Annotated in this window: 22 protein-coding genes and 1 pseudogene; 11 read left to right on the top strand and 12 right to left on the bottom strand. The window is 57.4% G+C overall.

The annotated features are described in order from the left end of the window. Positions 1–480: 480 nt before the first annotated feature. Both V1283_RS12995 and V1283_RS12990 read left to right on the top strand, forming a co-directional pair. Positions 481–1,863, top strand: a complete 1,383-nt coding sequence (locus tag V1283_RS12995; RefSeq protein WP_334386878.1) for a S1 family peptidase — start codon at positions 481–483, stop codon at positions 1,861–1,863. 476 nt (positions 1,864–2,339) lie between these two features. After that, positions 2,340–2,564, top strand: coding sequence for a hypothetical protein (locus tag V1283_RS12990; protein WP_334386877.1), 225 nt, complete (start codon positions 2,340–2,342; stop codon positions 2,562–2,564). A gap of 453 nt (positions 2,565–3,017) precedes the next feature. Here the strand turns inward: V1283_RS12990 and V1283_RS12985 are convergent, their stop codons facing one another. Continuing rightward, a complete protein-coding gene (locus V1283_RS12985) occupies positions 3,018–3,365 on the bottom strand; it encodes a hypothetical protein (protein ID WP_334386876.1) in 348 nt (115 codons plus the stop codon). A gap of 518 nt (positions 3,366–3,883) precedes the next feature. On the opposite strand from V1283_RS12985, the gene V1283_RS12980 reads away from it, so the two are divergent. Then, on the top strand, positions 3,884–4,504 hold the full coding sequence (locus V1283_RS12980; protein WP_334386875.1) for a CarD family transcriptional regulator: 621 nt from the start codon (positions 3,884–3,886) through the stop codon (positions 4,502–4,504). A gap of 1,439 nt (positions 4,505–5,943) precedes the next feature. Here V1283_RS12980 and V1283_RS44700 read toward each other — a convergent pair. The 4 genes from V1283_RS44700 to V1283_RS12960 all read right to left on the bottom strand — a co-directional run bounded on the left by V1283_RS44700 (position 5,944) and on the right by V1283_RS12960 (position 11,777). After that, positions 5,944–6,126 carry a GcrA family cell cycle regulator gene (locus V1283_RS44700; protein ID WP_442895736.1) on the bottom strand — a complete coding sequence of 61 codons (183 nt, stop codon included), beginning with the start codon at positions 6,124–6,126 and terminating at the stop codon, positions 5,944–5,946. Between the two features lie 254 nt (positions 6,127–6,380). After that, on the bottom strand, positions 6,381–6,617 hold the full coding sequence (locus tag V1283_RS12970; RefSeq protein WP_334386874.1) for a hypothetical protein: 237 nt from the start codon (positions 6,615–6,617) through the stop codon (positions 6,381–6,383). 1,816 nt (positions 6,618–8,433) lie between these two features. Continuing rightward, positions 8,434–10,344 carry a putative bifunctional diguanylate cyclase/phosphodiesterase gene (locus V1283_RS12965; protein WP_334386873.1) on the bottom strand — a complete coding sequence of 637 codons (1,911 nt, stop codon included), beginning with the start codon at positions 10,342–10,344 and terminating at the stop codon, positions 8,434–8,436. A 2-nt stretch (positions 10,345–10,346) separates the two neighbouring features. After that, positions 10,347–11,777 (bottom strand): sensor histidine kinase, encoded by a 1,431-nt coding sequence (locus V1283_RS12960; RefSeq protein ID WP_334386872.1) that lies wholly within the window; start codon positions 11,775–11,777, stop codon positions 10,347–10,349. Between the two features lie 208 nt (positions 11,778–11,985). Between V1283_RS12960 and V1283_RS12955 the strand changes: the two genes are divergently transcribed. Continuing rightward, on the top strand, positions 11,986–13,464 hold the full coding sequence (locus V1283_RS12955) for a sensor histidine kinase (protein WP_334386871.1): 1,479 nt from the start codon (positions 11,986–11,988) through the stop codon (positions 13,462–13,464). Next, on the top strand, positions 13,457–13,846 hold the full coding sequence (locus tag V1283_RS12950; protein ID WP_334386870.1) for a response regulator: 390 nt from the start codon (positions 13,457–13,459) through the stop codon (positions 13,844–13,846). Before V1283_RS12955 ends, V1283_RS12950 begins: the two co-directional genes overlap by 8 nt. A 105-nt stretch (positions 13,847–13,951) precedes the next feature. Here the strand turns inward: V1283_RS12950 and V1283_RS12945 are convergent, their stop codons facing one another. Beyond that, the gene (locus tag V1283_RS12945) at positions 13,952–14,743 is read right to left on the bottom strand and encodes an outer membrane protein (RefSeq protein WP_334386869.1); all 792 of its coding nucleotides are present in this window, start codon (positions 14,741–14,743) and stop codon (positions 13,952–13,954) included. Between the two features lie 271 nt (positions 14,744–15,014). Here V1283_RS12945 and V1283_RS12940 point away from each other — a divergent pair, with 271 nt between their 5' ends. From V1283_RS12940 to V1283_RS12930, 3 genes are all read left to right on the top strand, one after another. Further along, complete coding sequence (locus V1283_RS12940; RefSeq protein WP_334386868.1) at positions 15,015–16,358, top strand: aminotransferase class I/II-fold pyridoxal phosphate-dependent enzyme; 1,344 nt, start codon at positions 15,015–15,017, stop codon at positions 16,356–16,358. Between the two features lie 746 nt (positions 16,359–17,104). After that, on the top strand, positions 17,105–17,389 hold the full coding sequence (locus V1283_RS12935) for a PilZ domain-containing protein (RefSeq protein ID WP_334386867.1): 285 nt from the start codon (positions 17,105–17,107) through the stop codon (positions 17,387–17,389). A gap of 199 nt (positions 17,390–17,588) precedes the next feature. Continuing rightward, entirely contained in the window at positions 17,589–17,804 is a 216-nt protein-coding gene (locus V1283_RS12930; protein ID WP_334386866.1) for a hypothetical protein, read from the top strand. A gap of 409 nt (positions 17,805–18,213) precedes the next feature. On the opposite strand, the gene V1283_RS12925 is transcribed toward V1283_RS12930, so the two are convergent. Continuing rightward, the gene (locus V1283_RS12925; protein WP_334386865.1) at positions 18,214–18,381 is read right to left on the bottom strand and encodes a hypothetical protein; all 168 of its coding nucleotides are present in this window, start codon (positions 18,379–18,381) and stop codon (positions 18,214–18,216) included. Between the two features lie 1,109 nt (positions 18,382–19,490). Next, complete coding sequence (locus tag V1283_RS12920) at positions 19,491–19,691, bottom strand: cold-shock protein (protein WP_334386864.1); 201 nt, start codon at positions 19,689–19,691, stop codon at positions 19,491–19,493. A 292-nt stretch (positions 19,692–19,983) separates the two neighbouring features. Here V1283_RS12920 and V1283_RS12915 point away from each other — a divergent pair. From V1283_RS12915 to V1283_RS12905, 3 genes and pseudogenes are all read left to right on the top strand, one after another. Then, positions 19,984–20,427 (top strand): annotated as a pseudogene (locus tag V1283_RS12915) (LLM class flavin-dependent oxidoreductase); the annotation flags it as partial. A 307-nt stretch (positions 20,428–20,734) separates the two neighbouring features. Beyond that, positions 20,735–20,956, top strand: coding sequence for a hypothetical protein (locus tag V1283_RS12910; protein ID WP_334386863.1), 222 nt, complete (start codon positions 20,735–20,737; stop codon positions 20,954–20,956). A gap of 21 nt (positions 20,957–20,977) precedes the next feature. Continuing rightward, the gene (locus tag V1283_RS12905) at positions 20,978–21,400 is read left to right on the top strand and encodes a hypothetical protein (RefSeq protein ID WP_442895858.1); all 423 of its coding nucleotides are present in this window, start codon (positions 20,978–20,980) and stop codon (positions 21,398–21,400) included. 1,401 nt (positions 21,401–22,801) lie between these two features. On the opposite strand, the gene V1283_RS12900 is transcribed toward V1283_RS12905, so the two are convergent. The 4 genes from V1283_RS12900 to V1283_RS12885 form a co-directional block, all read right to left on the bottom strand. Beyond that, positions 22,802–23,047: a DUF2934 domain-containing protein gene (locus V1283_RS12900; protein ID WP_334386861.1), complete on the bottom strand. Its 246-nt coding sequence runs from the start codon at positions 23,045–23,047 to the stop codon at positions 22,802–22,804. Positions 23,048–23,141: 94 nt separating this feature from the next. Next, on the bottom strand, positions 23,142–23,456 hold the full coding sequence (locus V1283_RS12895; protein WP_334386860.1) for a hypothetical protein: 315 nt from the start codon (positions 23,454–23,456) through the stop codon (positions 23,142–23,144). Continuing rightward, positions 23,453–23,662 carry a hypothetical protein gene (locus tag V1283_RS12890; protein WP_334386859.1) on the bottom strand — a complete coding sequence of 70 codons (210 nt, stop codon included), beginning with the start codon at positions 23,660–23,662 and terminating at the stop codon, positions 23,453–23,455. The genes V1283_RS12895 and V1283_RS12890 overlap by 4 nt, the downstream gene beginning before the upstream one ends. Positions 23,663–24,292: 630 nt before the next feature. Beyond that, positions 24,293–24,760, bottom strand: coding sequence for a hypothetical protein (locus V1283_RS12885; RefSeq protein WP_334386858.1), 468 nt, complete (start codon positions 24,758–24,760; stop codon positions 24,293–24,295). Positions 24,761–25,003 lie beyond the last annotated feature (243 nt).

Genomic DNA, 25,003 nt, shown 5'->3' with positions numbered 1-25,003 from the left:
CGTTGATTTCGCTGACCTGGTCACTGATCGTTTGATGTCGTATTCGCTGCATTCGCTCTTGCAGAGACGTAAGGCTGCGCCGTAGCCGAGATTTCTCGGTGCGCATCCCAACCTTGAAGTTACCTTTTCGGTTTCGCGTGCAATAGAGCGTCAGACCCAGGAAGTAGATAGTTTCCGGGCGGTTCCTGCCGCGTTTGCCAGCGTGTCTTTGCGCGAACCGACCAAACTCGACCAACTTGGTCTTGGTCGGCTCCAGAGTGAGGCCGAACTTCCCCAACCGTACCTGACGGAGCTTCGCGCGACGCCAGAGGGTCTCCGGGTTGGATTTTCTGGAACGGTATCGCGTCTCAAGATCGGCCCATCCGGGTTCGCCGAGGACATCACTCCAAGTTCACTTGAATATCTCTACCATCAGGAATGGATCAAGTTGATTTGGGTCGTCGCTGCCGGCTTGCTTGCCGGCTTGATCAAGGTACGGTCATGGGTGTCAGGGAAGCCACAAAGCGCGGATTGATAGCGCTCTCGTTCTATCTATCCAGCCTCGACACTGGGCACGCCGTTGAACTTGGCGAAAAGCTCGCCCTCGAATTTCGGAATTTGACTGTTCAGATCGAGTCCGAAGCCAAGCTCGGCTATGGCTTTATCGTCGCGCAGCGGGGCGACACTTTGACGATCGTGACAGCAGACCACGTCGTACGCGACGGCGATCAGGGCACGGTATATCCGAACATCAGGGTTGAACTCTTTGTAGATCGCGGCCATCCGGTCACTCCAAAGGTGCTCGAACAACGCATACCTCCTGAAGAGGGAGATTTGGCTGTACTTGAGGTACAGCACCCCGACTTCTCAATGATCAAGTTTCCAGTCGCAAAGATTCCGATCCCGCGGGCCACGAAGGCATGGAGAATTGGCAGAGACCGTAGTTGGGTCCCTGATCCGCAGACCGGAACCTACTTTGGTCGAGCGCGAACCATTTGGTTGCGCTTTGCCGACCTGGACACTCCTCCCGGCTCTTCGGGCGGTCCAGTCTTGTCCGATCAAGGCCTCGTTGGAATGGTTGAGAAGCAGGACGGACGATATTCGTGGGTATTGCCCATGAATACAATCAATGAATTCTTCGCAGATAACGGCCTTCCCTGGGGTTTGAACGGAGACGGAACGAGCACCGTGGGAGATTCCTCTAACCCGCGCGCTGTTCTAGCTCCACTCGTTGACTTGGACTTCGGGTTCGCAACATCGATCAAGTGCAATACGCTTGACATGAATTCGTTCTGCGGGCGCGCGAAACGACTATTCATGGAATACAAGACTGATGTCGATAAGGCCAGCGGCGCACAGATTAAAGACGCCAGGATCATGAGCATAATAAATGACGAAATCCTGATGACCCCACTTTCATCGAGTTGGCCGATTCTGATCGGTGGTCGTCCGCCCATCTATTTTATGGATATCCTTCTATTCAAAGCGGAGGCCGACGCAGACCGTTACATGAATGGCGATCTAACTATTTCGTCCAACGTGTCTTGGGTCTTCGCCGCGACCAATCGCAAGGAAGAGCATAATGATGGAATATTTCTACATTACAATCTGAAGACGCAGGCTTTGGTTGCGAGCTACGGCGCAACCCCCCTTACGGCAGGTGGTACTACTAGCGATGGGATAATCGCTAGCTTCGAGGACTTACCCGGGACCACGATGCTGATATTCGTCCGCGATGGGATGGCTAGCGATGCCGTGCCGTTACAGTTCCACTTCAAAGACAAACAAGGGCGTGCGATCTACCTTCAAGAGGCAGACTTTCAAGTAAGGCAAGGCCTCGACCGGGGCACGAAAGTCACTTACTACAAATATAGATTTCCGTAGATGCGTCCACGTTCTGGATTTAGGTCGGCTTGCGTTGGGGCTCGTCAGAGATCATCGTCGCAACACATTTTAAGGGCCGAGACCGACGACGGGCGTTCGTGGAGGATCGGCGAAAAGCAACGTCAGGTCACCAGATCGTCGTTGCCTTCTGAAGTATGTGCTGGACAAAGTGTCGGTGCCGAGGGATGGAATCATAAGCAATCACCGACACGGCGAACCACTGTTTGTACTTTGTATAGGGCGTGAGCGCGCCGGAGGTTCGCTGCGTTACCCACAATCGCGTAAATTATTGGCCTAGCTCGCCGGAAGCGTCTTTTATGCCCTATTGAAGCCGCCGTTTGTCCGAACACCTGTGTAGGTTCAATTCCTGGAGAGGCAACCACCGATACCGACATTCTTCAGGTTTTGATCTAGCCGAGGTTGTTGTAACCATACTGCCCGATGGTCCATAATTGCGATGCGACAGGGATAAAGAGATGACGCCGTCTTCCCGAAACGAAGCAGATGCCAAGCTCCTTGCCGAAGCCATTGCCGCGCTTCGGGAGCTAGTCTCACGCGCGCGCGGAACGAACGATCGATCGTTCGACGACGGCCATTCGGTTGATAAATGGCAGAGCGATGAGCTCAGGGCCGCGATAGCGTGTGCCGAAGCCGTGATCGCGAAGGCGGAGGCTGTAATTGCTGAGCCCTCTCCAGAGTAGAAGGTCGCCCGCGAGCCTGGAAACTGACGATTCATGTCAAGAGCTGCCCGATGTGCAGCTGCCGGACGCTTACGGACGAACAAAGTCAACTCTCTCCTACGCTTTTTTGCAATTTTTCACTCATGAGCAAATTCCTTTCTCTCTGCGCTGACGCGGGCAGAGTCCGACGGTGTACGTCCACACGGTTTGCATTCTCCAGGCGGGGTCCATGCGTTCCTTCGCGTTCAGCATCAGGGCTGTCGCATGCTCTTCATCAGGTTCGTAAACAGGGCTGTCCAAGCAGTCTGGCGCTCTCATCACGACGGACGGAAGCAGGCAAGAGATAGCGGACATTCCCCGTTTCGCGGCCCCGCCAGGGAACGCTCACCGCGCGCGCGGATCTCGATATCGGGCTCCTTTTCAGCGGGCTGGCAGCAGAACTGACAACCGATATTTCGTCATCGGCACAACGGATCACCGCGCCGGTTTTAGTTTCAACCTCTGCTTGCTGCACCAATTGCAGAAGTACCTTGTGCAGTCTGCTGAAGCCGTCAAGATTGCACGCTGAACGTCCAGCATGGTTTCGATCATCGTCGTGAACACAAAGTCGGTGCGCTGAATCAGCTCTCGGACGCGCGCCTTGTATTGACCGCGGCTGACGGCACCGACCAACAATCCATAGGTTCGCAGCGCGCCCCGGATGTGGTTTTCTATGTCGACCGGTTTGCGCTTCAAGAGCTTTCGGTTGGATAAAAGCGTGCGCATCTTCTGCACCTCGACATCCTTCACATGCACAGCTCGGAACGATCCCAGCCGCATCATCTGTGCAATTCCGCGCGCATCATTCCGATAGGATTGCTGGTTAAGTTTAATGGCGGTGGCTTCCTAGGGAAGAGCAGACGTCGAACATTCGCTGCTTGAGGTGTGCTTTTTGACGTAGTTCGAACATTGCTGCTTGGCTTCTTTTGGGCCACTTGCATCCGGTCGGACCGCGACGGTCGTGATCGGAGATGCGAGGGACTTCGATCGCGCCGCGGGGAATCCCGTAATTCTCCGTGCTGCTCACAATTACGTCGGTCGTGATGTCGAAGATCTTCCACAGCGCACTCGAGAGCCCGCCAAAGCCTCTTCTCCGTACGGAACACGTTGCCGAGAAGCCACACGACTCGATGGGAATCCGATGCGTGCTATCATTATCGTGGCGATGCTGGCTTCTCGGGCTTAATGATGTTGTGTAGCGAAGACGGCGCGAAGCGCGCCGCGGCGACTAGAACGCTCAGGTAATTTGCCGCGTCATTGGCGATCAGTCGGTACAACACCCGAAGGACTCGAACCGCGACATGAGCTTGGTCGATCAGAATGCGAAATCCGGTCGTGTCCTGGAGGCGCCGGACGCCGCCTCGGCGCTTCCCGGTGGGCGCGAAAGCGGGACGATTCCTTTGGAATTCAAGGCGACAGACTTCGTCGTCTATCCGGCACACGGCGTGGGACAGATTCTGTCGATTGAAGAGCAGACCGTTGCCGGAGCGAACCTGGAGTTCTTCGTGATCTTTTTCACGAAGAGCAAAATGACCGTCCGCGTTCCCGTCGGGAAAGCCGCGAACGTCGGAATGCGCAAGCCATCGGATCTCTCCTCTGTCCAAGGAGTGAAACAGATTCTGAGCGAAACTCCCCGGAAAGGCCGCGGCAACTGGTCCCGGCTTGCTCAGGAATACGAAGGCAAAATCAAATCCGGAGATATCGTCGCGGTCGCGGAGGTTGCTCGCGATCTTTTCCGACCGGGCGACTCCGGCCAGAGTTTCAGCGAACGGCAGTTGTTCGTGTCGGCGCTCGACCGCCTCTGCGGCGAAATCGCGCTGGTGGACGGAATCTCCGAGGAACAGGCCGGCAAGGAACTCGAAGGCCTGTTGAAAACCGGTACGCTCAAGCGTAGCGCAGTTCGGGCGACGCGTTCTGCGTGATTCCGGATCGCTGACCACGCCTACGTGATGCGCGACGGCGTGGCCGCCGGCGATCCAAGCCATCTGAACGACACTCTTTCATACTAACCTGTTTGGGCGCCGGCGCGCGATCAGCGTAGCTCTTCTTCGGCGGTTTCAAATTGTTTGCCTTTTGCTTCCTCGCCTCGAAGAACTTCGAATCATGCGGGTCGTGCCAACGACGAAAAACGAGACGGGGAGACGGCGGATCAATCTCCTTAAACTTCATAACCTGTCTGCTTATTGGCATCCGCCCTCATCTAGAATTATCGCAAACCTAATCAAGCTGCCACTTGGATACACATTGCTTGATTGGATACCAGAGTCGATGATCTACCAAAGACTATACGCACTTCGAGCACCGATACTCCGCTAACTCGGATATTCGATAACCCGACCAAAGAGACTTCGTATGAACGCCACTAGTGGGAGGCCGTCATCTCTTGATGCCCGACCCATCTCCGACGCGCACCCCTGAATCAGACCCTGCCTTAGCTAAATCAAACACTTGCCCGTGATAGATGCCGTTGAGCACGCGACGGTCATTTACGCGCCGAACACCACGCGGTTTGTTCGGCAACATAGGTTTGATGGCTGTCCATTCATAATCGCTGAGTTCTTAGCGCATGATTCGAGGTTCCGGTTTCGGAGCTTGAATCACATCAGTGGTCCTAGACGACTCCTGTCTGGGATGAGGTGGATCACACCTCGATCTTCAAGACGGATGCCATGCCCGCGACCGACGATCTCTCCTATGGAAACAGTGCTCCCGGTTGGGCCCCCGCCTCAGCGGGATATCGCGCAGCGATTTAGTGCCCTGGCCCAAAGCCGACATGCCCGCCGCCGCTGCCGATGTCGCTTTCGGGAACAGCTCTGACTGATCGGAGTCACCAGGCGGCGGCAGCAGACTGTGAATTTTTCCCTGCACTTCACACGCGAAATTTCCCCGGGCACCCCGCGAATTTCTGCCAGCGCGAGGATTGATCGTAAGAAATGTCCACATCGGAAAGCCCCGTGCCCGTCGAGGCATACTTTGGCCGCCGGTCGCGTTTGTCAGCGGTCTGTTCGCAGCCGATGCAACCCGGGCAGCGGCGTTTGGTGCTTGATATATCAGACACTCGACTAATCCGTACAAACGACCACGCATGTTCACCGCCATTCCGCTTCCAGGTCACATCCACAGCGTCCCGAGGAGCGTTGCGCCAGGCAATTCTTTCTTGCGCGCCCCGACGAGATACAAGCCGTTGGCTGCGGTACAGGGGGGGGCTGGATTGAGCCAACGCGGCTTTCTCGCCGGAGCGCGCACACATGAGAGCTCCTGTGGTTTTGTAATATTATGAAAACTGAGCCGTTCGGAAAGCCAGCAGTCTGGATGTACCAATTTTGGCAGTGGTGGATGGCGGCTGCCGAAATCGGAGCATTCAATTTCGCGCAGCATGTCCCGTATCGCTGCCCGACCATGCGCCATTTCGCATGTGGTGCCGGCAATAGCGATGACCCCGTGCCGGCGCGCCGCAGCAAAACTCGGTCGCAACTTCGTTGACGTCGCCGAGCGGCCAGTGACAGCGCGCCTTATCGAACTCGAGCAGCGAGCACGGCCGCATCGCGAGGCTGTCGCTAAGGGCAAAGGCATTGGGAGTGACCGCTACTGGCCCCGGAATTGGCTAAAAAGCCGGTCCACCCGCTGGCGGGCTGCCAACCCCGCGCGACTGGCAGGAATTGCTCAACCGCTAAAATGCGTGCAGAAATTTCCTGCCGCCGCTCGCCCTCGAAAACGCCGGCCTTTTCGACCGGCCCCGTGGCCCTTAGCCGAACTTCGCGGCCACCTGCTATCGCACAACGACGGCGACGTGGCGGTTCATTGATCTTCGGCCAATTCGCAGAGGACGAGATCGCGGCGATCCGGTGGCACCTGTTGCAGCAGCGCGTCGATGACGCGCAGGCTGGCGAATCGCAGCGCACAATCATCGTGCACCTTGGCGCGCTCAAGGGCCTGCCACGCGGCGTCGAGGAGCGGGCAAGTGTGATGCTGTGTCATCTCGGCAGACATCATCGCCAGGTGCGCTTGACCGCCCATTAATGCAATGCAGTTCATTTTAACGTTCAGAACAGCTCTGGCCGTCACCACGGCCTTTGCGGGTTCATGATTATGCTTTCACGATGATGTCGACGTGGATGGCACCCCGATCTGCAGCGTTCGCTAGCCACGCGACGCTACTCGACATCTTGGGCGAGCGTGCGATGCAGATAGCGCTGAGTCTCGTTGGAATCGTGGCGATGATCGCGACCGCAACGCTGCTGAACTTGGTCAGCATCAAACACCCTGGTAGCAATCATAATGTTCTAACTGTGCGGCCAGCGAGAGCGTCTATGAAAGACCTGGCGCTTGCAACATTTAAACGGTCCTGCAGATATAAAACGCTTCTCGGCCCGAGAACATAACATAGGCCGCGTGAACTCCATCACATTGAGGCAAGACTGCTGCCGATAATCTGTTCAATTAACAGCACTGAAAGGAGGCTCTCCATGCGCATCCTTTTCTTGCCCACAGCCATTGCATTTCTCGCAGTCGGAAGTTGGGTGGCCACTCTACCTGTTGCGAAACAGCAAGCCGCCCGCTCAATCAAAACTCCTCTCTTGACTGTATCCGCGACGACGGAGCGCGCGAAGAGACAAGTGCGGGAATTTCAGCATTACGAGAAAGCTAACGCTGACAAGTTACGAGTGGAAGTAGTAAAAATGGCATACCTTATGACACCTACATAGAATGGGTAAGGACGGTCATGACGGAAGTGTTTTGCGACTAGCGCGTGATCACCGCGTCCGAATCGCTGCCAATGCCGTCAACACAACACGACGGCCCCCAAGGGCAACATAAACCCGTCGGGCATCTAGCCCAGGCTCCTTTGGTGAATCAACATCCATTTCTGTGGCGGTCGCACATTAGCCGGAAGTCGTCGTCGTTGGTCTCGTGAACCCAGAATTGTTTATCGGCTTCTTTTTCTGCGCTCTCCGCTTCTTGGTTGCGGTCTCGAGTGACCTCAACGGCTGCAGTTGCGTGTTGAGCGCGTTTTTCAGCAAACTCCCGATACGGCCCTGATGCTCGTGTTCGCTAGTGCGATCTTTGTCCTTCATCGCTTACTCCGCTCCGTTGCGCAACGCGCTTCGTGACGATCATCCGCGCTGAGAGAAAGCCCGCACGGTCCCGCTGAGGTTCTCCGTTCGGGTCATCGCACTACGCACACGTCTTGGACGACGGGTGCGCAGGCAATCCGGCGTTGCTGCTTGTCAAAATCAGCGTTCGGTTCAAACATGCGACGCAAGGTTAGATGCACGATTTGCGACAGCGTCTCTGTCCGATCATTACGCCGACGCTGCCCTGCTTTGAAGTGGCCAACATTGGCGCCGCGTTCGCCGATGCTCACGAAGCGTCTTTGGTCGCATTGTCAATCGGAGTGCAAAATCATTGTACAAAACGAAATCGCTCGCGAAGTCAAACTATTGCTTTGTGATTTGATGTGGAAGGTTTGAATTCGCTATTTGTCCTCTGTGAATAGCTGGGGGAAGGGCGACATCCTTCGTATTCTCGTGCGGCTCGCAGGCGGCCTCAAGCCTATGCCGCTTGGAAAACTCAGGATGGACGATTTCGTCTTCGCCGGGTAGGCGCGCTCAAGCCGCTCTCGAATATGGCGATAGAAATGCGGGGGCCGAGCCGCTTGTCGTCCTGCGACTAAACGATGCCAACGGTGGGATTAGAGACTATGTGATCGTGCCCTCCCCAGACGATACGAGGCAGTATCTGACGCTTTCGGATCTCACTTTGACCCTGAGGGTGGCACTGGTGCGCGATACAATGGGAGCTACCGCAACTGACCGAAACCGTTCCGCTTAGCTCGCGGGCTCATGGCGTACTAGCCGTCCAGCGCCTTTGCGGCCAGCTGCTCCAGCAATTCGGCCACTTCGGCCGGCGGTACCGGTTTGCTGAGCAGGTATCCCTGAACTTCGATACAGCCCTCCCGGTTCAGGCACCGCAATTGCTCTTCCGTCTCGACACCCTCGGCGGTTGTCGTCATGCCGAAGCTCACACCCAGCCCGGCGATCGCTCGAACGATTGCCAAACTTCCCTCGTCAACGAGCACATCCCGAACGAAGGATTGATCAATCTTGATCTTGTCGAACGGAAAACTGCGCAGGTAACCGATGCTGGAATAGCCCGTGCCAAAATCGTCCATCGAAATCCGCACGCCCAGCGAACGCAAATGATTCAAGATCCCGATGTTTCTCTCGGATTTTTCGAGCAACACCGATTCCGTGATTTCCAACTCGAGGCGGCTCGCTGGCAGTCCCGACGAAGCCAACGCGCTCATGACGGTTGAAACAAGGTTTCCCTTGGCGAACTGCAACGGAGACAGATTGACCGAGAGGTTGATTTCGTCCGGCCATTGGACCGCCTCCATGCATGCTCGTCTCAATGCCCACTCGCCCAGCGGCAGGATCAGGCCCATCTCTTCGGCGACCGGAATGAATTCCGACGGCGCCACCGAGCCCCGCTCGGGGTGATGCCAGCGCATCAACGCTTCAAAAGCGGTTACCTTCTTGGTCTGCAGGTTAACCAGCGGTTGATAGAACAGGCTGAAATCGCCCTGCGCCAGGGCGTTGCGCATATCCCGCTCCAGCGACCGCCTGGTCTGGACGGCGGCATCCATCTGCGGATCGAACATGCGAAATGTGCCGCGACCGCCGGACTTTGCGCTGTACATCGCGAGATCCGCGCATTTAAGGACGGTTTCCGCATTCATTTCACCGGGGTGCACGATCGCGATTCCGACGCTCGCGCCCACGGTCACGTCGTTTCCTTCGATGGTCTGTGGATGAGCCGCAACCTCGATGATCCGCTCCGCAAGAGCGATCGACGCTGATGGTTGGACACCCGATATCTGCAGGATCGCGAATTCGTCGCCGCCTAGCCGCGCAATGCGATCCCTTGGCGGAAGCAGATCGCGAAGCCTGGCAGAAAGGGATTTCAGAAGCAGATCGCCGACCGAGTGGCCCCCGGTGTCGTTGACCGCCTTGAATCCATCGAGATCTACGAACAGGACCGCAAGCGGATGCGGTGTCACCGTTTCGTCTGTAAGCGCCTGCTCGAGCTGCTCCTTGAACAGCAGCCGATTGCCGAGCCCTGTCAGCGAATCATGATAAGCGAGATATTGGGATCTCGCCTGCAGTTCCTCACGATCTGCGATCTCTTCCTTGAGCCTTTGGTTGGCGTCGGCGAGGCGCTTGGTGCGCTCTTCCACGCGCGCCTCCAATGCTTCATTTGTCGTGCGAAGCCGTTCATTCGCAAGCTCCACCTGCCGCTCCGCGCGCCTGCGGCTGATCTGCGTATTCACCCGCGCCAATGCGACCGAAAAATCCACCGGTTTCGTGACGTAGTCGTTGGCGCCGCACTCGAGGGCGCCGACAATGTTGGTGCTTTCCGACTTGGCGGTAACCATGATGACGGGAAGCGCGGACGCCGATTTTCGATCGCGGATCCGCTTCAAGGTTTCTATGCCGTCAATTCCAGGCATCATGACGTCGAGAAGGACGAGATCAAACGTCTCTCTCTCGATCAGTTCAATGGCGGCAAGCCCGGATTCCGCCTCCGTGACGGCAAAGCCGCGCCGTTCAAAGCGCCGGGAAAGGATCGCGCGATTGTCGCTGATGTCATCGACAATCAGCAAATGGGGACGTACCTCCTCAACAATGCTGGCGGTGGTGCTCGCGGACTCCTGGGAGGCAAAGTCCTCGAGACGAGTTACATTTGTGGTCTGGATGGACATTTTTACACCGCCGAAGCGCTGGCAGCCGCAAACGCGGGCATGATGGACGGTTCCTCGGCCGGCTGCTGCTCGGTCATCCAGGCCAGCACACGTATGGTGAAGCAGGATCCTCGTCCGGGTTCGCTGGTTGCCGAGATGCCTCCGCCCATTAGCGCACAAAGCTTCTGGCTTAGCGCAAGGCCCAGACCCGTTCCGCCATACTTGCTGGATGTCGCTTGGCTGGCCTGACCAAAATTCTGGAAGAGTCTTCCGATTTCGGACTCGTTGATGCCTATTCCTGTGTCCTGAACCTGGATCTCGATCCAGTCGCCCGCTTGATGCTTGCGGCGCTGTGCCGAGAGGATGATCGTGCCCGCTTCCGTGAACTTCGCTGCATTGCTCAACAGATTGAGCGCGGCCTGCCGCAACTTGGTCTGGTCCGTCGACACGATGCCCAGGTTGGAAGGGCATCTGACGACGAGCTTATTCTTCTTTTCGGCCACCACCGGCTGAACCGTGGCGACAACCTCGCGAACCATGTCATTCAGATCGAACTGTTCGATCTTCAGCTCGACATGGTTGGACTCGATCTTCGACAGATCGAGGACGTCGGTCACCAGCGACAGCAGATGCTTTCCAGCGGAATTGATCCGTTCGAGATCCGGCTTCTTTCGGCTGTTCTTGCCCTCGAACTCCACACCCTCGAGCAAAATCTCGCTGAATCCGATCACCGCATTTAGCGGCGTTCGAAGCTCGTGGCTCATCTTGGCCAGGAAGATCGACTTGGCGCGGTTCGCCTCATCGGCCATGTCCTTGGCTTCGCGCAGGCGCACCGCCGTTTCCCGATGCCGTTCGGCTTCGCGCTCGAGATCGGATCCCACGGTGATCATGTTGGCGTAGTAAATCGCCATCCACGACATGTAGATCGTGGCGGAGAGGATCGAGATCCAGCCGACCGTTGAAAGTTGTTCGTGCGACAGCAGCGTCGGAAATCCCCACAGCAGGTAGGCGAGAACGAAGCCAAGAATGTTGAACGTGAACAGGCCGAGGACGAGGATTGGCCGTTCCGACAGATAGAAGAAGCCAAGCAGCAGGCTGACGATCAACCATGGCAGAAACGGCGAGCTGACGCCGCCGTAGAAGTAGGCGCCAAACAGAGAAGTGAAGGCTAGCAGCTCAACGGAGATCAGCGCCGATAGCTGCAGGTTGCAGCTCATCTTGTAGACGAACGGAAGTGTCCAGAACAGCCAGATGCAAGCGATGACAGTCAAGCAGGCAGCGCCCCGGTGCGGGTCGCTGAGATAGAGAAATACAGCGATGGACTGCGAAAGCAGTGGTCCGAACAGATGAGTGAATACGAAGTTCTGCGCGAGCTCCCGCTTGGAGCGCTCGAGCTTGGCCTCCGCTGGAATAAACCAATCAATAAACTTAACGACTTCTTGCCAAATGGGCATGTCGATCCTTCACGGACGTTTTATCCCGGCAAGCTAGCGCGCCTCTCTTTAATATTCGGTTTAGTCAGGGCTGCCTGCTGATTAACGCGGTTTTAAGCGAGCAATGAAACTGTTAGCTGCCGGAAACTGTCCTTATTTCTACTTGCAAAGCCGCAAGCGCAACGGATCGAATATCGGAAGACCAACTCGCAGGAAGCGGCCCAATTTCATGAACGCCAAATTTGCAACGGCACTTGCTGCCCTCGACAGGGTGGTCAATTACTTCATTCCGGCCAGCATCGCCGCCGACCGCGATACGAGAAAGCGTGCTCACGTGTTTCTCGTCAGTCACATCCTGGGTCCGTTCATCGGAAACGTAGTACCGATTTCGATCTATCTGCTCGATCCCGCGCCCGGATATGACGTGGCGGTATTGGCGGCGTCGATCACGTCGTTCTGGGTATTTCCGTTCATTCTGCGCGCCGGCGCGCCCTACGACACGCTTGCGCTGGTCTCGATCGAGAACCTGATCTTCTGCATTCTCTGGAGCTGCTTCTTCTATGGCGGCGTGACCTCGCCCACGCTCGCCTGGGTACTCGTCATACCGTTGCTGGCATTTTTCTATCTGGGCTCGTCGAGCAAGCTGCGACTGATCGTAATGACCATGTTCGTAGCCAACGTGGCGGTATTCAGCTTCTTCTATTCGCACGGCTTTGAAATCAACAGCAAGCTGCCGGCTGCCGCAATGCAGGGGCTTGGTCTCGTCTCGACGACGGCGGCGTCGATCTATGTGGCGATGATGGCGCTCTATTATGCGAAGATTCAAGCCTCACAGGGCGAGCTGGAAAGCGAGATGCGGCAGCACGTGGCGACTGCATCGGCGTTGCGTGCGGCAACCGAGGAAGCCGAGCGCGCAGGAGCCGCGAAATCCGAGTTTCTGGCCAAGATGAGTCACGAGCTGCGCACACCGCTCAACGCAGTGATCGGCTACAGCCAGATGCTGCTCGAAGACGCCGAGATAGAACGAGACAGGGAGGGCATTGCTGACCTGACCAAGATACACACGGCCGGACAGCACCTGCTGAAGCTCGTCAACGAGGTGCTCGATCTTTCCAAGATCGAAGCCGGCAAAATGGAGCTGCATCTGGAAGAGACAGATTTCGGCGAATTGCTTCGGGATGTTGCCGAGCGGGCGAGGACCGCGGTTGAGGCAAACGGAAGCGAGCTCGCATGTTCGATCCCTCCCGATCTGGGGACCGCACTCTGCGATGCCGGAAGGTTTCGCAATGTGATTGGGCAGCTGACTGATAACGCAGCGAAATTCACCCACAACGGGAGGGTGGAAATCGCCGCGCGACGCCTCAAGGGCGTGGCGGGCGATCAGCTCATCGTTGACGTCATCGATACGGGAATCGGTATCGCATCGGATCAAATGCCGAAGCTCTTCGAGAAATTCACGGTCGCTGACGACTCCAGCACCAGCAAATATGGCGGTACGGGACTTGGATTAGCGCTCAGCCAAAGGCTCTGCAAGTTGATGGGCGGCGAGATCTCGGTGGAAAGCGAACCCGGAAAGGGCAGCCGCTTTACCATCAGAATGCCACTCGTTGATGGTCGGCGGAAAACCGACCGCTACGCCGCGGCGACGCTCGTTCCCGACGTCACCGACACTGCTCTGCCTGCTCCCGCTGGAATGGCCAATGCATAGAATTCTGCTTGTTGAAGACAATGAGATGAACAGGGACATGCTTACGCGCCGTCTCGAGCGCAACGGCTTTTCCGTCTGCTGCGCTTGCGACGGCCCGACGGGCGTAGATATGGCGGCGAGCGAACTGCCGGACCTGATCCTGATGGATGTGGCGCTCGGCGAAATGGACGGTTGGGAAGCAACACAGCGGATCAAGGCCAATCCGGCAACATCGGCCATTCCCATCATTGCACTGACAGCCCATGCGCTTGCCAGCGATCGCGACAAGAGCGTCGAAGTCGGCTGCTCCGATTTTGATACGAAGCCTGTCGACATGCAGCGGCTCCTCGGCAAGATTCGATCGCTCCTGCCTCCGGTCGCGCAACAAAGCTCGGTGGCGTAGGCCCACGAACGTTAGACCAAGGGCATTCTGTAGCGCGGCTTTACGGCCCGCGTGAAAAAGGCCGGCTTTTGGCCGGCCTCATTCAAGCATCGAATTTCAGCGCGACTAATATTTCGCTACCACCGGACCGCCAAACCTGTAGTTCACGCGGGCGGTAACGAGATCGACATCCTGACGGATGGCGACCGTGCCTGCGTAAAGACCGGCCGGGCTGACAAAGTCATGCGTACGGTTCGGCATGAACAGATGGTCGTACTCCACTGCGACCGACCAGTTCGGAGCGAAGCCGTATTCGAGGCCGACGCCTGCCGTGGCTCCCCATCGAGTATCATTCGCGGCGCCAAGGACGGTGCCGGTCGCGTTGTCGGTATAGCGAAAGCGGCTATCGGCAACAGCGGCACCGCCCTTGACGTAGAGCAGTGCATTTTGGACGGCCCAGCCGGCCTGGCCGGTGAACAGGCCGAATGCTTCGATCCGCGACCGATTGGTCGTCGTGGGGAACGGCGGGCTGACCTTGCTGCCATTGAGGTCAGCCCAGTTACCCTGCGCTTCCAGACCAAGGACCCAGGTGCCGGTCTGCCAGCGATAACCGATTTGACCGCCGGCTACCGCACCTGTTGCATCGTGGCAGCCCTCGGGGCCCAACAACGCCGGTGGTACCGGCGTGGGCGGAACAAGATCCCAGCAGTTACGGCTCGAGCCCCAGCCGGCGTTCGCGCCGATATAAAGGCCGGTCCAAGAGAATACCGGGATGGGCGGGGGGGCTTCTTTCACGGGGAGGCGCAAATCTGCAGCGTACGCCGGAGCGGAGAGCGCAATGACAACCGCCGCTGCAGCCGCTACACGGCGTGAATTCTTGCGGAACGGCTGAGTAGGGTCTTCCAGTACGCCGATCATGGGTTCCTCGTCTCCTCCGGCTGGCCTCGGACGGTGAGATACATTGCGTCACTTATAGTTAACGCCGCCTTTACGCGCACGGCGCCGCCCTGGACCCCTCGCGGCCCTTCCTGGCGTCCGGCACAAGTTTCTGTGCAGCTCTTAAGGTGCAGAAAACCAAACACAAACTTCGCCGGAAAAGGCCGGAAAATTTCCCAATATCCAACCAGGAATTAATCTCGTCCCGGGCATCCTGCACTTTCGGCAGAATAACCCAAAAAACGAGCGCAGGATGGCTTCAAACGATTCGTACACCGGTATTTCGCCGGCCGCCTTGACGGGCAGCATGAGGGATTTCCGCATCCCCGGTGGGGCAGACCTGTTGGGACGCACGGAAGGTTTCTTCCGCTGGCAGGATCTGCGCCGGCATCATGGGCTCTGGCCCTTCTCTCGCGCTACGGAGGACGGTCCCAAGACCGTTTGCGCGGCGCAGGACGACCGAGGCAACAGAATGCGCGGCGTCAACTTTGCGTCGCAGGACTATCTCAGCCTGGCATCGCATCCGGCCATCAAGGCAACGGCCATCGAGACCATCGAGCGCTGCGGGGTGCATAGCGCAGGCTCTCCTGCGCTTGTCGGCAACACTTCGTACTCGGTAGCGCTCGAGCGCAAGATCGCCGAATTCCTGGCGATGGACCACGTCGTGTTGTACCCGACAGGTTGGGCCGCGGGCTTCGGCGTCGTGAAGGGCCTCGTCAGGTCGGCCGACCATATCGTGATGGACATGCTGGCACACTCCTGCCTGCAGGAGGGCGCTCACGCCGCAACCAGCAACCTTCATCTGTTCCGGCACCTCGACAACGAATATTGCCGTAACATCCTCGCGAAAATCCGGGCCAAGGACAAAGAGAACGGAGTCCTCGTGATCACGGAGGGATTGTTCTCGATGGACTCTGACACACCCGATCTCGCTATCTTGCAAGCTCTCTGCCACGAATTCAATGCGACACTTGTCGTCGACGTCGCACATGATCTTGGCTGCCTGGGCGAAGACGGCCGCGGCCATATCGGCCTGCAGAACATGCTCGGCAAGGTCGACCTTGTGATGGGGAGCTTTTCCAAGACGTTTGCGTCGAACGGCGGGTTCGTCGCCTGCAAGAGCCGAGCGGTGCAGGAATATCTACGCTTTTACAGCGCCCCTGCCACTTTCTCCAATGCCCTTTCGCCGGCGCAGGCCGCGACGATACTCAAGGCATTCGAGATCGTCGGCTCCGCCGAAGGACACGCGCTACGACGCAAGATGCTCGCCAACGTCCTGTCGCTTCGTCGCGAGTTGAAGCAGGCCGGCCTCGACTATTATGGCGACCCATCCGCGATCGTTTGCGTCAAAATGGGCTCCGAAAGCCTTGCACGTCTTGTTTCAAGACGCCTGATCGAACTCGGATTGGTCGCCAACCTCGTGGAGTTTCCCGCCGTTCCCAAGGGTGCGGCTCGCATCCGAATGCAGGTAATGGCCAATCACTCTCACGAAAACATCGCCGACGCGGTCCGCATGCTGGCCATTGCAAAGGCGGAAGCGGAGACGGAGTTCGACAGGCTCCGGCAGACTGAGCCGACAAAAAGCGTCGCAGCTTGAAGCCACAGGTCTGGACTTCGAACTAGCGAGCACGCCCGCCGGCCCATGGATCACTCGCGCCGATTGATGCGGGCGGGCCGGCGAGAACAGGCCGTGCGCTATCATCGATGCGTTCGACGCCAGGTACGAAATCGTCGATTGTGAATCGGCGTGCGGTCCCAACGCCGATCCGCACCATAACTCTCTGATTCTCTCGACACGGGAGGGATCATCCTTCGACGCCGATTTACACCCCCCTCAGAAAACGGCGGATCTCTGGGACCACGCCGGGCCCCCTCCCGGTTACGAAAAGGCGTTTTCAAGGGCTGGTTATGGCTGACGGGCAATGTGCCCAGTTTTGCTCAGGAGTGGGGCGTGCCAGCCGGGATTCGAAGTCGTGCCACAGACGAACTCGTATGAAGGTTATGCTATTTGTCGCTCCGGTCTCTCCACATTTCTTCAAGCTGTTGTCGTAACCGTCGCTGACTATTCTCGAACGGCTCCGCAGGCTTCGCGGCCACGGCCGATTAGATATTTTGCCGAAAACCGATAGTCGATCAGGGCTCTGCCGAGCCTCGGTTACGAATTTACTCGGCAGCGCAGGCTCAACTAATCACCTCGTCCGTGCGGCCTTAGGACATATTTTAACCGCTAGCCTCTACACTTAATCAATCGCGGTCCCCACCCCAATGAGTGCCGTGAGAGTATTGCGTAAAAGGAACTCGCCGTGGGTCGATGGGTTTCCGTTCATTTTTCAGTTGATTTAGATGGAAAATCGCAAGGCACATCGTGTCGTTTTTGGGCGGGGTTTTTCCGCCAACATGATGGCGATTGACGGGACTTGGCAGCGCCCGTGCACGATGCAGGACGCATCGGATACCGGCGCCAGACTAACCGTTGACGGCTCGATTGAAGGTCTTGCCTTGAAAGAGTTCTTCCTTGTGCTTTCGACTATGGGAAAAGCATACCGGCGCTGCCAACTGGCTTGGGTCAACGGCGATCAGATCGGCGTCTCTTTCATCAAATCGATCGACAAGAAGAAAAAATCATAGAGGCCTTTGCCGTGAAGGGCGGAACTGGCCGTTGAGGAAAGAAGCAGTTGGCCCGGCCTATGGGGACGGACCGCACCATAGGCTCACGATGGCAGATTTTGAGCAGGAATGTTCTTCGTTGGCGGGATTCGAGCGCCATTCCGCGCCACGCCAAATATTGCATCTGGTTCGACACCGTGACGTCGAATACGCATTGCCGATGCCCTTTCTCGTGCAGGCCTACCTTGACAATCACGCGCTCACGGCTGCTGCCGAAACGGCGAAGCACGCGTTTGCAAAAGCCGTCGAGTGGCATGTCGTCGGAAAGTTAACAGACGTCTCGATCAGCGACGGTACCAGAAGCTATTCGATCACCGAGTTTGCATCTGTGATGGCGCTTGCGGAGATTGCGAACACGATCGAAACCGCTGTGTAAGAGCATAGTGCCGACGAAGAAGTGAGTGCGGATGACGCCGCAAGAGATCGGCCCCGGTGCGGGGCTGGCGTTCACCGGGACCGCCGCATCACTTATTGCGCTCATCCCTGAGCGCTTACTAACTTTAGCCGGAAAATCGTGCACCACGGGTGCGACATTGTCACTCCGCACAGAAGCTATGTATTTCAGTCTGTCAGAATGGTTGTCCTAAACGTAAGGGAAACCGGCCGCCGTGGTGTTGGCTAGTCCGCTACCAACAAGCGCAACGTTGCATCGTATCGGACGCTGTGCTCGCCAACGAGAGCCATTGCATCGACCTTGGCTCCGGCTTCGCTGTAGGTACCAAAAAATCCGATGTGTTGGACCCGATCTGCGATCGGCCGCCCGGTCGGAGTATGCTCCTGGCTAGTCATTTTGCCTTGCCAGTTTCCAGCGCTGCATTCGTAGGTCCCCGTGTAATAGACGAAAGCGTCGCCCCGAGCATAGTCCCGTCGTTCAGTATGAGCACGCCGCTGACTTCATCACCCGAACCTTGCCTGGGAATGGCCGCCAAAGCATAAAGTCCGTTCTTGATCATGATCGTTTCCGCACCTAGCCACCCGAAAATCATAGCCAACCTTGGGACGATTGTCACAGCGCCGCAGTTGGCCGACGTTTTTCGTTGTGGCGTAATCTCCCGCTGCTCGGTCAGCTTAATCATCCGCACAGGTGGCGTGTACGGTCCTTTCTGAAGACCGGCATTTCGGTGAAGCGTCTAACTTCCATATCGGCGTGTCGCGCGGACGGCAGTTGCGATGTCCGCTTCGGGTCTCGGTCGCCAGATAACGCGCTGACGCAGGCCGCGGCCGTCCGCGATCCGGTCAACGTAGTCCGAGACGGCCAATCTGAGCAATTTCTACTGTTGGACGATCAGGGGCCACTTCTGAGTCACCATGGGGGTGTGGGCAAGGTCCGGCTCGAGATCGGCCGCGATGGGGTCTCTGCCCTCACGCCTGCCCGCAACGCCCCTGTGCCGACGATGTTCATGACGCGCGTCAGATTGTTGGCGAGTAAACAAAGCAACGCGCAACACTCCAATCAAGGGTCGAAGCGATTCGTCTCAAGCTCAAAAAGCACGACGGTCGCAAGCAAAATTGGGCACCGATAGCGCCGGCCGACTTTGCCTATGTCAGCCTTGGGCCAGTCTCGGCGCGAAGGAGGTTGCTAGGCTTACCCAACTTATGACGGACGAAATTCGCGGGATGCGTGGAGTGGCTGGATGATCCCCATTCTCGGCAAGGCTCGGAGCGTGGTTGCTCCAGCCATTGCCCGTGCCACGTCTTAGTTTCTCGTACGATCCGGCGCTTCCTGCGATGAGTTGTCTCACCGCTCCCCCTTCGCTCCCCGACACACAAGCTATCGATGTTTCTGCATTGTCCTTCGACCAATTTTGGCGTCGGGCCCCAACCTTGAGAGGATTGAGTGTAAAAAAGCGCCCAAGATTGCCCCCACCATCGCTTGGTAGATCAATAGCTTGGCCCGCCGATCGGCGTCGGGACCCCACGCCGATTAACACTCTAGGAACGGGCACTGACTGCCCACTTTGATGTAAGCGCCACGCCCGCCGCATGGCGCGCGTTGGAATGACGGCCCCAGCGTTCTGCCCCCAAGGCTGGAGCCGTTTCCAGAAGTCCAACTGGCGGTCGATCAACCTACCCTGAGATTCTCGGCGGATTCCTTCCCCCGGTTGGCCACGACTTCGTAGCTCACCTTCGCGCCCTCATTCAGACTGCTCATACCTGCTCTCTCGACGGCCGAGATATGAACGAACGCGTCCTTGCCAGTGTCGGGCTGAATAAATCCATAGCCCTTCGTCGCGTTAAACCACTTCACTGTACCTATCGCCACGTCGTTTCTCCCTAATCGATTCTAAAAACACGCAAAGTTGGTGACAGAAATCCGGCGAAAGAAAGGGCCCGCCAGCGTCAACCGGCGGCTCTGATTTTAGTGGGCAATCAAACGGCCACCGGGGGCTTGCTGTGGCCGTACGACGCGCGGCGCCGATCGACACCCACTGAAAACCCTCCCCAAGCGCTCCGAGCTTGATCTACATCAATAGCTCACGATGAGGCTGGCTCTCGTTCGGCTCCATCCGGTCGGCTGCTTAAATGCCGGCAGCTAACCCTGCCTGGATTTGTAGGCGGTGCCGGCAGCCGGAACGGAAGTCCCACTGTGGATTCTCGGATCGAGCAATTTTGGTGCAATGCTGGCGGCTGAACTCGGGCTCCCCTACGCTTTCGCCTCACAATTCGCGCCTGACCTACTCATCCCGGCGCTGCAGATCTATCGCAGCCGTTTCAAACCATCCGAACAGCTCCAGCGCCCCTATGCGATGGTAGGCGTCAACATTATCGCCGCCGGCAGCGACGAGGAGGCACGCCGGCTGGCGACGACTCAGCAGATGTCGTTTACGAATATCTTTCGCGGCGCGCGCGGCCTCAGCCAACCGCCGATCGACGACATTGAAAATTACTGGTCGCCCGCGGAAAAAGCCCAGGCGATGGGCATGCTCGCGCGATCCATCATAGGCTCGGCTAATACGGTTCGTTCTGGCATCGATGCGTTCGTTGCGGGCTCTACGGCGCGCGGTAACATAAGCTCCGCCACAACTGCTTCTGGCTCAATGATACACCGCGGGGTCAGCAGATAGTCCGGCCTGAGGCCGGCTCTAGAGCACGTGTGCTTTTCAACCGCAGACAGGGGCGACGAATGTTCGAAACGGCCCGTCTGGTTTGTCTGCGTGGCGAAAGCAGTGACGATCGCTTTCCTCTCAGCGCCAAGGCACGGTTCCGCGGGATGCGGGATGCCACATTTTTGAACATGCGTCGTATCGTATTTCGATTACAGTTACTCCGGGCTGGAAGAGAAACCCAAACGGTGGAGATTCTTCTATGGCTACGCAGATCGTCATGGATCATTCAGGCGACTCCCGTCATCATTTCGATGCTAAAGACTTGAAAGCGCTGGCCGAAGCTGAACGCCGCTTCAAGGTCTTGACGGGCAGTGGTTTCACGGCCGCCACACGACTAGCGAATGGCGACGTTTCCCTCGTCCGCTCGTTCGATTCAAAGGCCGAAGAGACGGTGTTTTATCCTCGGCTGGTTGGCGGTTAGACAGCCGTGGCTCAATGGCTGATGGCCTCGGCGACCTGGATTGGTCGCCCGGCCCTCAATCTCATCCGCGCATTGCAAGGTGCGCAAAGCCGGCGGCGTGCGCGGTTTGAAAACCGGGCTATCCGCGGCATCACGCTGCTGCGCGAGTGGCTTTCGACGCAACAGCGACGGCTGCTTGATTCTTACGATTATTTCGAGGTCGTTGGTTGCGATAGCGGGAAGTCATATCGTATCCAGCACGGTGTGTGCCAGAACGTCCTTGAGCTCGATGCCGATGGCCGGCCACGCATGGGATGGTGTTTCATACCGGAAGGCAACCTCGTTCCGGGCGATGTGATGCTCGCGCAGAAGATAGCCCTGGAGACGGATGAGTGGGGTGCCTTGGCTATTGCCAAGCAATTTCTAGTGCCCCCACTACCACCCAACACTGCGGCGACCACCTGAGATTGGGCCATTATTGGCAGACTAACTTAGGCCGCCGTAATACTCAGCGCCGCGACATTGTAATCCATGACAACGACGTCTGACTATTACATTGAGACCATCGATACCGGAACGCGTCCTCATCCCTGGAGCTGGGAATTGCACAGACGAAGCAAACCGATGGGCATTCGATTTGGCGCAAGTGGCTTTCAATCGCAAGCAGCGGCGGAGTATGCCGGAAAACTTGCACTTGATCGGTTCCTAACGGACCTTTCCAACGAAGAAGCTCGCAAGCGATAGCAAGCCTGCCCAAACTTCGAGATCTCTTGGATAATCTTTGAGCGACGCAAGGATGAACCTTTGCGCTAGACTTCGACGCTTGTGTCACCGGCATGGAGCATGCAATGGCGATCGGCCTCACAACCTTGGCAGTGGTAACGATCCTAGCGATCGATGCAATTCGACGTTCCCACACTCATGCGCCTAAGACTTGAGATCAAGGTGAGCGCTTGACTAGCTTGTCCGCTGGCGTAATCACCACGAAGGCGGCAACTACAAGCAGGCGCAAGTTGGCGTCGCCAACGACATCAACGACAAGCCCGCCGACGGGATTCTGACCTTCGAACAGGCCGTGGGAACGGCACGGGAGGCCGTTGCTCGAGCCAGAACAGAAGCCGCGTCGCAGGCGGCGGGCCCGGCTCCTACCGTGCGGTCGGCCGTTGAAACCTACGTCAAGGAACGCGACGCTCGAGAAAGGCGCCGGACAGGTCGCGACGTCCGATCCGACGCCGGCACCAAACTGCGGCGTTACGTTCTTGGTCAAGAAAAGCGCGGCAATCAGGAAGCTGCGGAAGCTGCTGCTCTTGCATCGGTGTATCTGCATGCCTTGAAAGAGGACGACTTGATAACGTGGCGTGAGGGTTTGCCGGAAGGCTTAAAGGTCACAACCAAGCAGCGGTTCGTGAATGACCTCAAGGCCGCACTAAACGCCGCGGGTCCGCGACTGTCGGCAGATCGTGCAGTTCACCTTTTACGACGGCACATATCCCGGCGCGAATGGTGCATCCCTGGACGCTTCCGGCACGTATGAGGTGCCGTAACTCGGGTTGCGTTGCTGGGATGGGGGTCGGCAAGCGGCCAGCCGCTCTGATGCGAGCTTAATGAATCATTAATCTCAGGTTGCTACGCAATGGCCCAATCGCGGAAACCCGCCCAAGCCCCCGCGAGAGTACGAAACTCGCCGATCTCAACCCGGCGGGTTTCTGCGTGGCACCCAATTCCAGCCGCCGTCCAGTCACGCTGGTCGCGCCAAGCCTGATAGTTGGCCTCGATTCGTTTCGACGAACAACGGGGGAGCTGGGCTGCCCCCTCCGCTGATGACGGAGTCGTCGTGACGGGTCCGGGTGACGATGCTCGCATGAACTATGCGGCGCGGATTTTACTTTTTCCCAATCGGGCGACCTTTGCCTTTTTAGCGGATTTCGTCGCAACTAATCCCGTGTCGGTGGGCGCTGCGGCGGCGACGGTGCCGTCTGAGCTTTCAACTGCTGTGGTGAGAATTTCGCGTTGAGCATTGAGCCAATAAATGTCCGCCTGGCCCTCGGGTTGACCATCGGCGATCCAGAGGTGGTAGGCACGTTCGCGAATGGCCTCTTTCAGATTTGGCATGGGATTTTCCTTTCATGATGCGCCCAGCCCCGGCAGGCAAAGTCTTGCTCCCGTAAGGTTAATGAAATCCTAACCCGATGGCAGCGACAGCGTGTCACAGGTCTCTCTTGAGCTTTCGCTTTCCCCAGTGATGATCGTTGCGCTCGGGATTGAACACCCGCTCGACATGACGGTTCAGCGCCTTCATGACCCCGATGCGCGCCATCATCGTCGGACCGCTGCGGCTGCACAGCATCAGTGCTTCGATCGCCGTTTGCCATTCCGGCAGATCGGATCCCTTTTTCGGCAGGCCGGTAATGTAGTCGGCGGCGTCCCGTAGCGTGATGAGTTTGCGTCCGCCCGGCAGTGGTATCGGATCCTCGAATTTGCGCTGCCAACCAGCCTTTGTCTCGGGCTTGTGCTGAATCAACTGCGCAACCTGAAATACAAGGTCGTCTCGCGCCCGTCGCGCTGAACTTGTTTGCGCTCGATCCGGCCCTCGCGAGCCATCGCCCTCAAAGTGTGCTTAATACTCGGCGGTGACCACATCTTCAGTTGCTTCCAAAGCAACAGGCCAGATACCGCGTTTTCTTCACCAATAGGAATGAGTTTGGCCAACTCGCCAGAAATAGACATGCGACAAAGCTCGATCAGCAAATGATGAACTAGGGCGAACAAATGCCCCTTTGATAATCTATTACTTCGGACCAATTTGGCCGCGGATCGATCCAACCAACCGAGCCGCACCGCGTGCACTTGAAATGTGCGCAGATATCGTACCAGCCCCAATCCGGAAGTCCATCCAGCGGCACCACAGAATAGTGCCAGCAGCGCGGGCGGGGATCGCGATCGGGCGGGCCGACGCAGTAGACCAGGATCGTTCTGAAGCCTTCCGCCTTCATGTCGGCAGGCCGGCCAGTCGTCCAGTAGCGTAGTCGAGAATTGGGTTTGCGGCGCCAGGGCATGGCCCATGACAGCGCCGCAAAATCTCAGTTGCAATTATCAATCCCTTGGGGATCGGAACCTCGATTAGACACCGCACATCGTAGCGCGAGATCACGCCTTACAATCCGATGCATCGGGACGAGGAGCGGTGAGGACAAGGCCAGCAACGTGGTGCCGCTGAGGCCGATGCCCTAGTCTGCCAGTGCTTCAATCTGCTGGAGCAACGCGAAATGATCTTCTGTTCGCAACGGAGCCTGGGAATAGAAGACGTGCTTGTCGAACGGCGTGCCCAACCTTCGCTCCAACGTAAAACGTACCGGTCTACGCCGTGTTTTTTAAGCTGCTCACATCAGTTTCAAAGTGAGTCGCAAACGGCAGATAGGTCGCATTCGTTTGTTTTGACAACGCGTCTCGTATGAGAGCAGTGGTCGTCGGCGGCGGCGCAAAACTGATCCCCAAATCTTTCCGGGCTCTGACGACCAAACTACTTTCAAAGTGCATTTCGGGTTCAAAAACATTCGTTTGCGAGTAGCCGACACTTCTCACTATCTCGAGCAAATCATGGACAAACAGCTCGAGCTTTCGCGTGCTGCACCGGCCAGAAACAATGATGCCGTCGCCGTACACGCTGAATTCATCGATCTGGACTTCGCCGAACTTGCCAATGGCAAAGGTTTGCGTGTCCTTTTGAAGGTCGTCAGTGTTCGGAAATTTTAAAAACGTGTAACACACATTGCGCGCCCTGTCCGTTAAGGACCGCAACGATCCTCTGACCGAGTTCATTGCCAAGAAGATAATCGAGATTGGTCAGACCGGCCTCAAGGACCCGGCGCAAATTTCAGCGCGCGCGATCCAAGAACTCGCACTCGCGTAAGGCTGCCTCAGTTGGCGGCCTCTTTCGTAACTGCTCGCCGGTATCTAAAGGAACGGCCCCAGCCAGGGGGGATTGGCTGGGGCGGTCATTCCAATTCCGCCGGGGCGGCCCGGCGCGGAATCACAACTCGTTCAACCTCCACTCGTTCCAATTCGGGC

This window comes from Bradyrhizobium sp. AZCC 2262 (assembly GCF_036924535.1).
GTDB lineage: Bacteria > Pseudomonadota > Alphaproteobacteria > Rhizobiales > Xanthobacteraceae > Bradyrhizobium.
The sequence above is the reverse complement of the archived record's forward strand: the minus strand, read 5'-3'. Positions and strand labels throughout refer to the sequence as shown.

Bases quoted from the DNA above. Each gene is read 5' to 3' on its own strand.
- V1283_RS12995 (WP_334386878.1), top strand. From the start codon at position 481: ATGGGTGTCAGGGAAGCCACAAAGCGCGGATTGATAGCGCTCTCGTTC.
- V1283_RS12990 (WP_334386877.1), top strand. From the start codon at position 2,340: ATGACGCCGTCTTCCCGAAACGAAGCAGATGCCAAGCTCCTTGCCGAA.
- V1283_RS12985 (WP_334386876.1), bottom strand. From the start codon at position 3,365: ATGATGCGGCTGGGATCGTTCCGAGCTGTGCATGTGAAGGATGTCGAG.
- V1283_RS12980 (WP_334386875.1), top strand. From the start codon at position 3,884: ATGAGCTTGGTCGATCAGAATGCGAAATCCGGTCGTGTCCTGGAGGCG.
- V1283_RS44700 (WP_442895736.1), bottom strand. From the start codon at position 6,126: ATGCGGCCGTGCTCGCTGCTCGAGTTCGATAAGGCGCGCTGTCACTGG.
- V1283_RS12970 (WP_334386874.1), bottom strand. From the start codon at position 6,617: ATGAACTGCATTGCATTAATGGGCGGTCAAGCGCACCTGGCGATGATG.
- V1283_RS12965 (WP_334386873.1), bottom strand. From the start codon at position 10,344: ATGTCCATCCAGACCACAAATGTAACTCGTCTCGAGGACTTTGCCTCC.
- V1283_RS12960 (WP_334386872.1), bottom strand. From the start codon at position 11,777: ATGCCCATTTGGCAAGAAGTCGTTAAGTTTATTGATTGGTTTATTCCA.
- V1283_RS12955 (WP_334386871.1), top strand. From the start codon at position 11,986: ATGAACGCCAAATTTGCAACGGCACTTGCTGCCCTCGACAGGGTGGTC.
- V1283_RS12950 (WP_334386870.1), top strand. From the start codon at position 13,457: ATGCATAGAATTCTGCTTGTTGAAGACAATGAGATGAACAGGGACATG.
- V1283_RS12945 (WP_334386869.1), bottom strand. From the start codon at position 14,743: ATGATCGGCGTACTGGAAGACCCTACTCAGCCGTTCCGCAAGAATTCA.
- V1283_RS12940 (WP_334386868.1), top strand. From the start codon at position 15,015: ATGGCTTCAAACGATTCGTACACCGGTATTTCGCCGGCCGCCTTGACG.
- V1283_RS12935 (WP_334386867.1), top strand. From the start codon at position 17,105: ATGGAAAATCGCAAGGCACATCGTGTCGTTTTTGGGCGGGGTTTTTCC.
- V1283_RS12930 (WP_334386866.1), top strand. From the start codon at position 17,589: ATGCCCTTTCTCGTGCAGGCCTACCTTGACAATCACGCGCTCACGGCT.
- V1283_RS12925 (WP_334386865.1), bottom strand. From the start codon at position 18,381: ATGATCAAGAACGGACTTTATGCTTTGGCGGCCATTCCCAGGCAAGGT.
- V1283_RS12910 (WP_334386863.1), top strand. From the start codon at position 20,735: ATGGCTACGCAGATCGTCATGGATCATTCAGGCGACTCCCGTCATCAT.
- V1283_RS12905 (WP_442895858.1), top strand. From the start codon at position 20,978: ATGGCCTCGGCGACCTGGATTGGTCGCCCGGCCCTCAATCTCATCCGC.
- V1283_RS12900 (WP_334386861.1), bottom strand. From the start codon at position 23,047: ATGCCAAATCTGAAAGAGGCCATTCGCGAACGTGCCTACCACCTCTGG.
- V1283_RS12890 (WP_334386859.1), bottom strand. From the start codon at position 23,662: ATGTCTATTTCTGGCGAGTTGGCCAAACTCATTCCTATTGGTGAAGAA.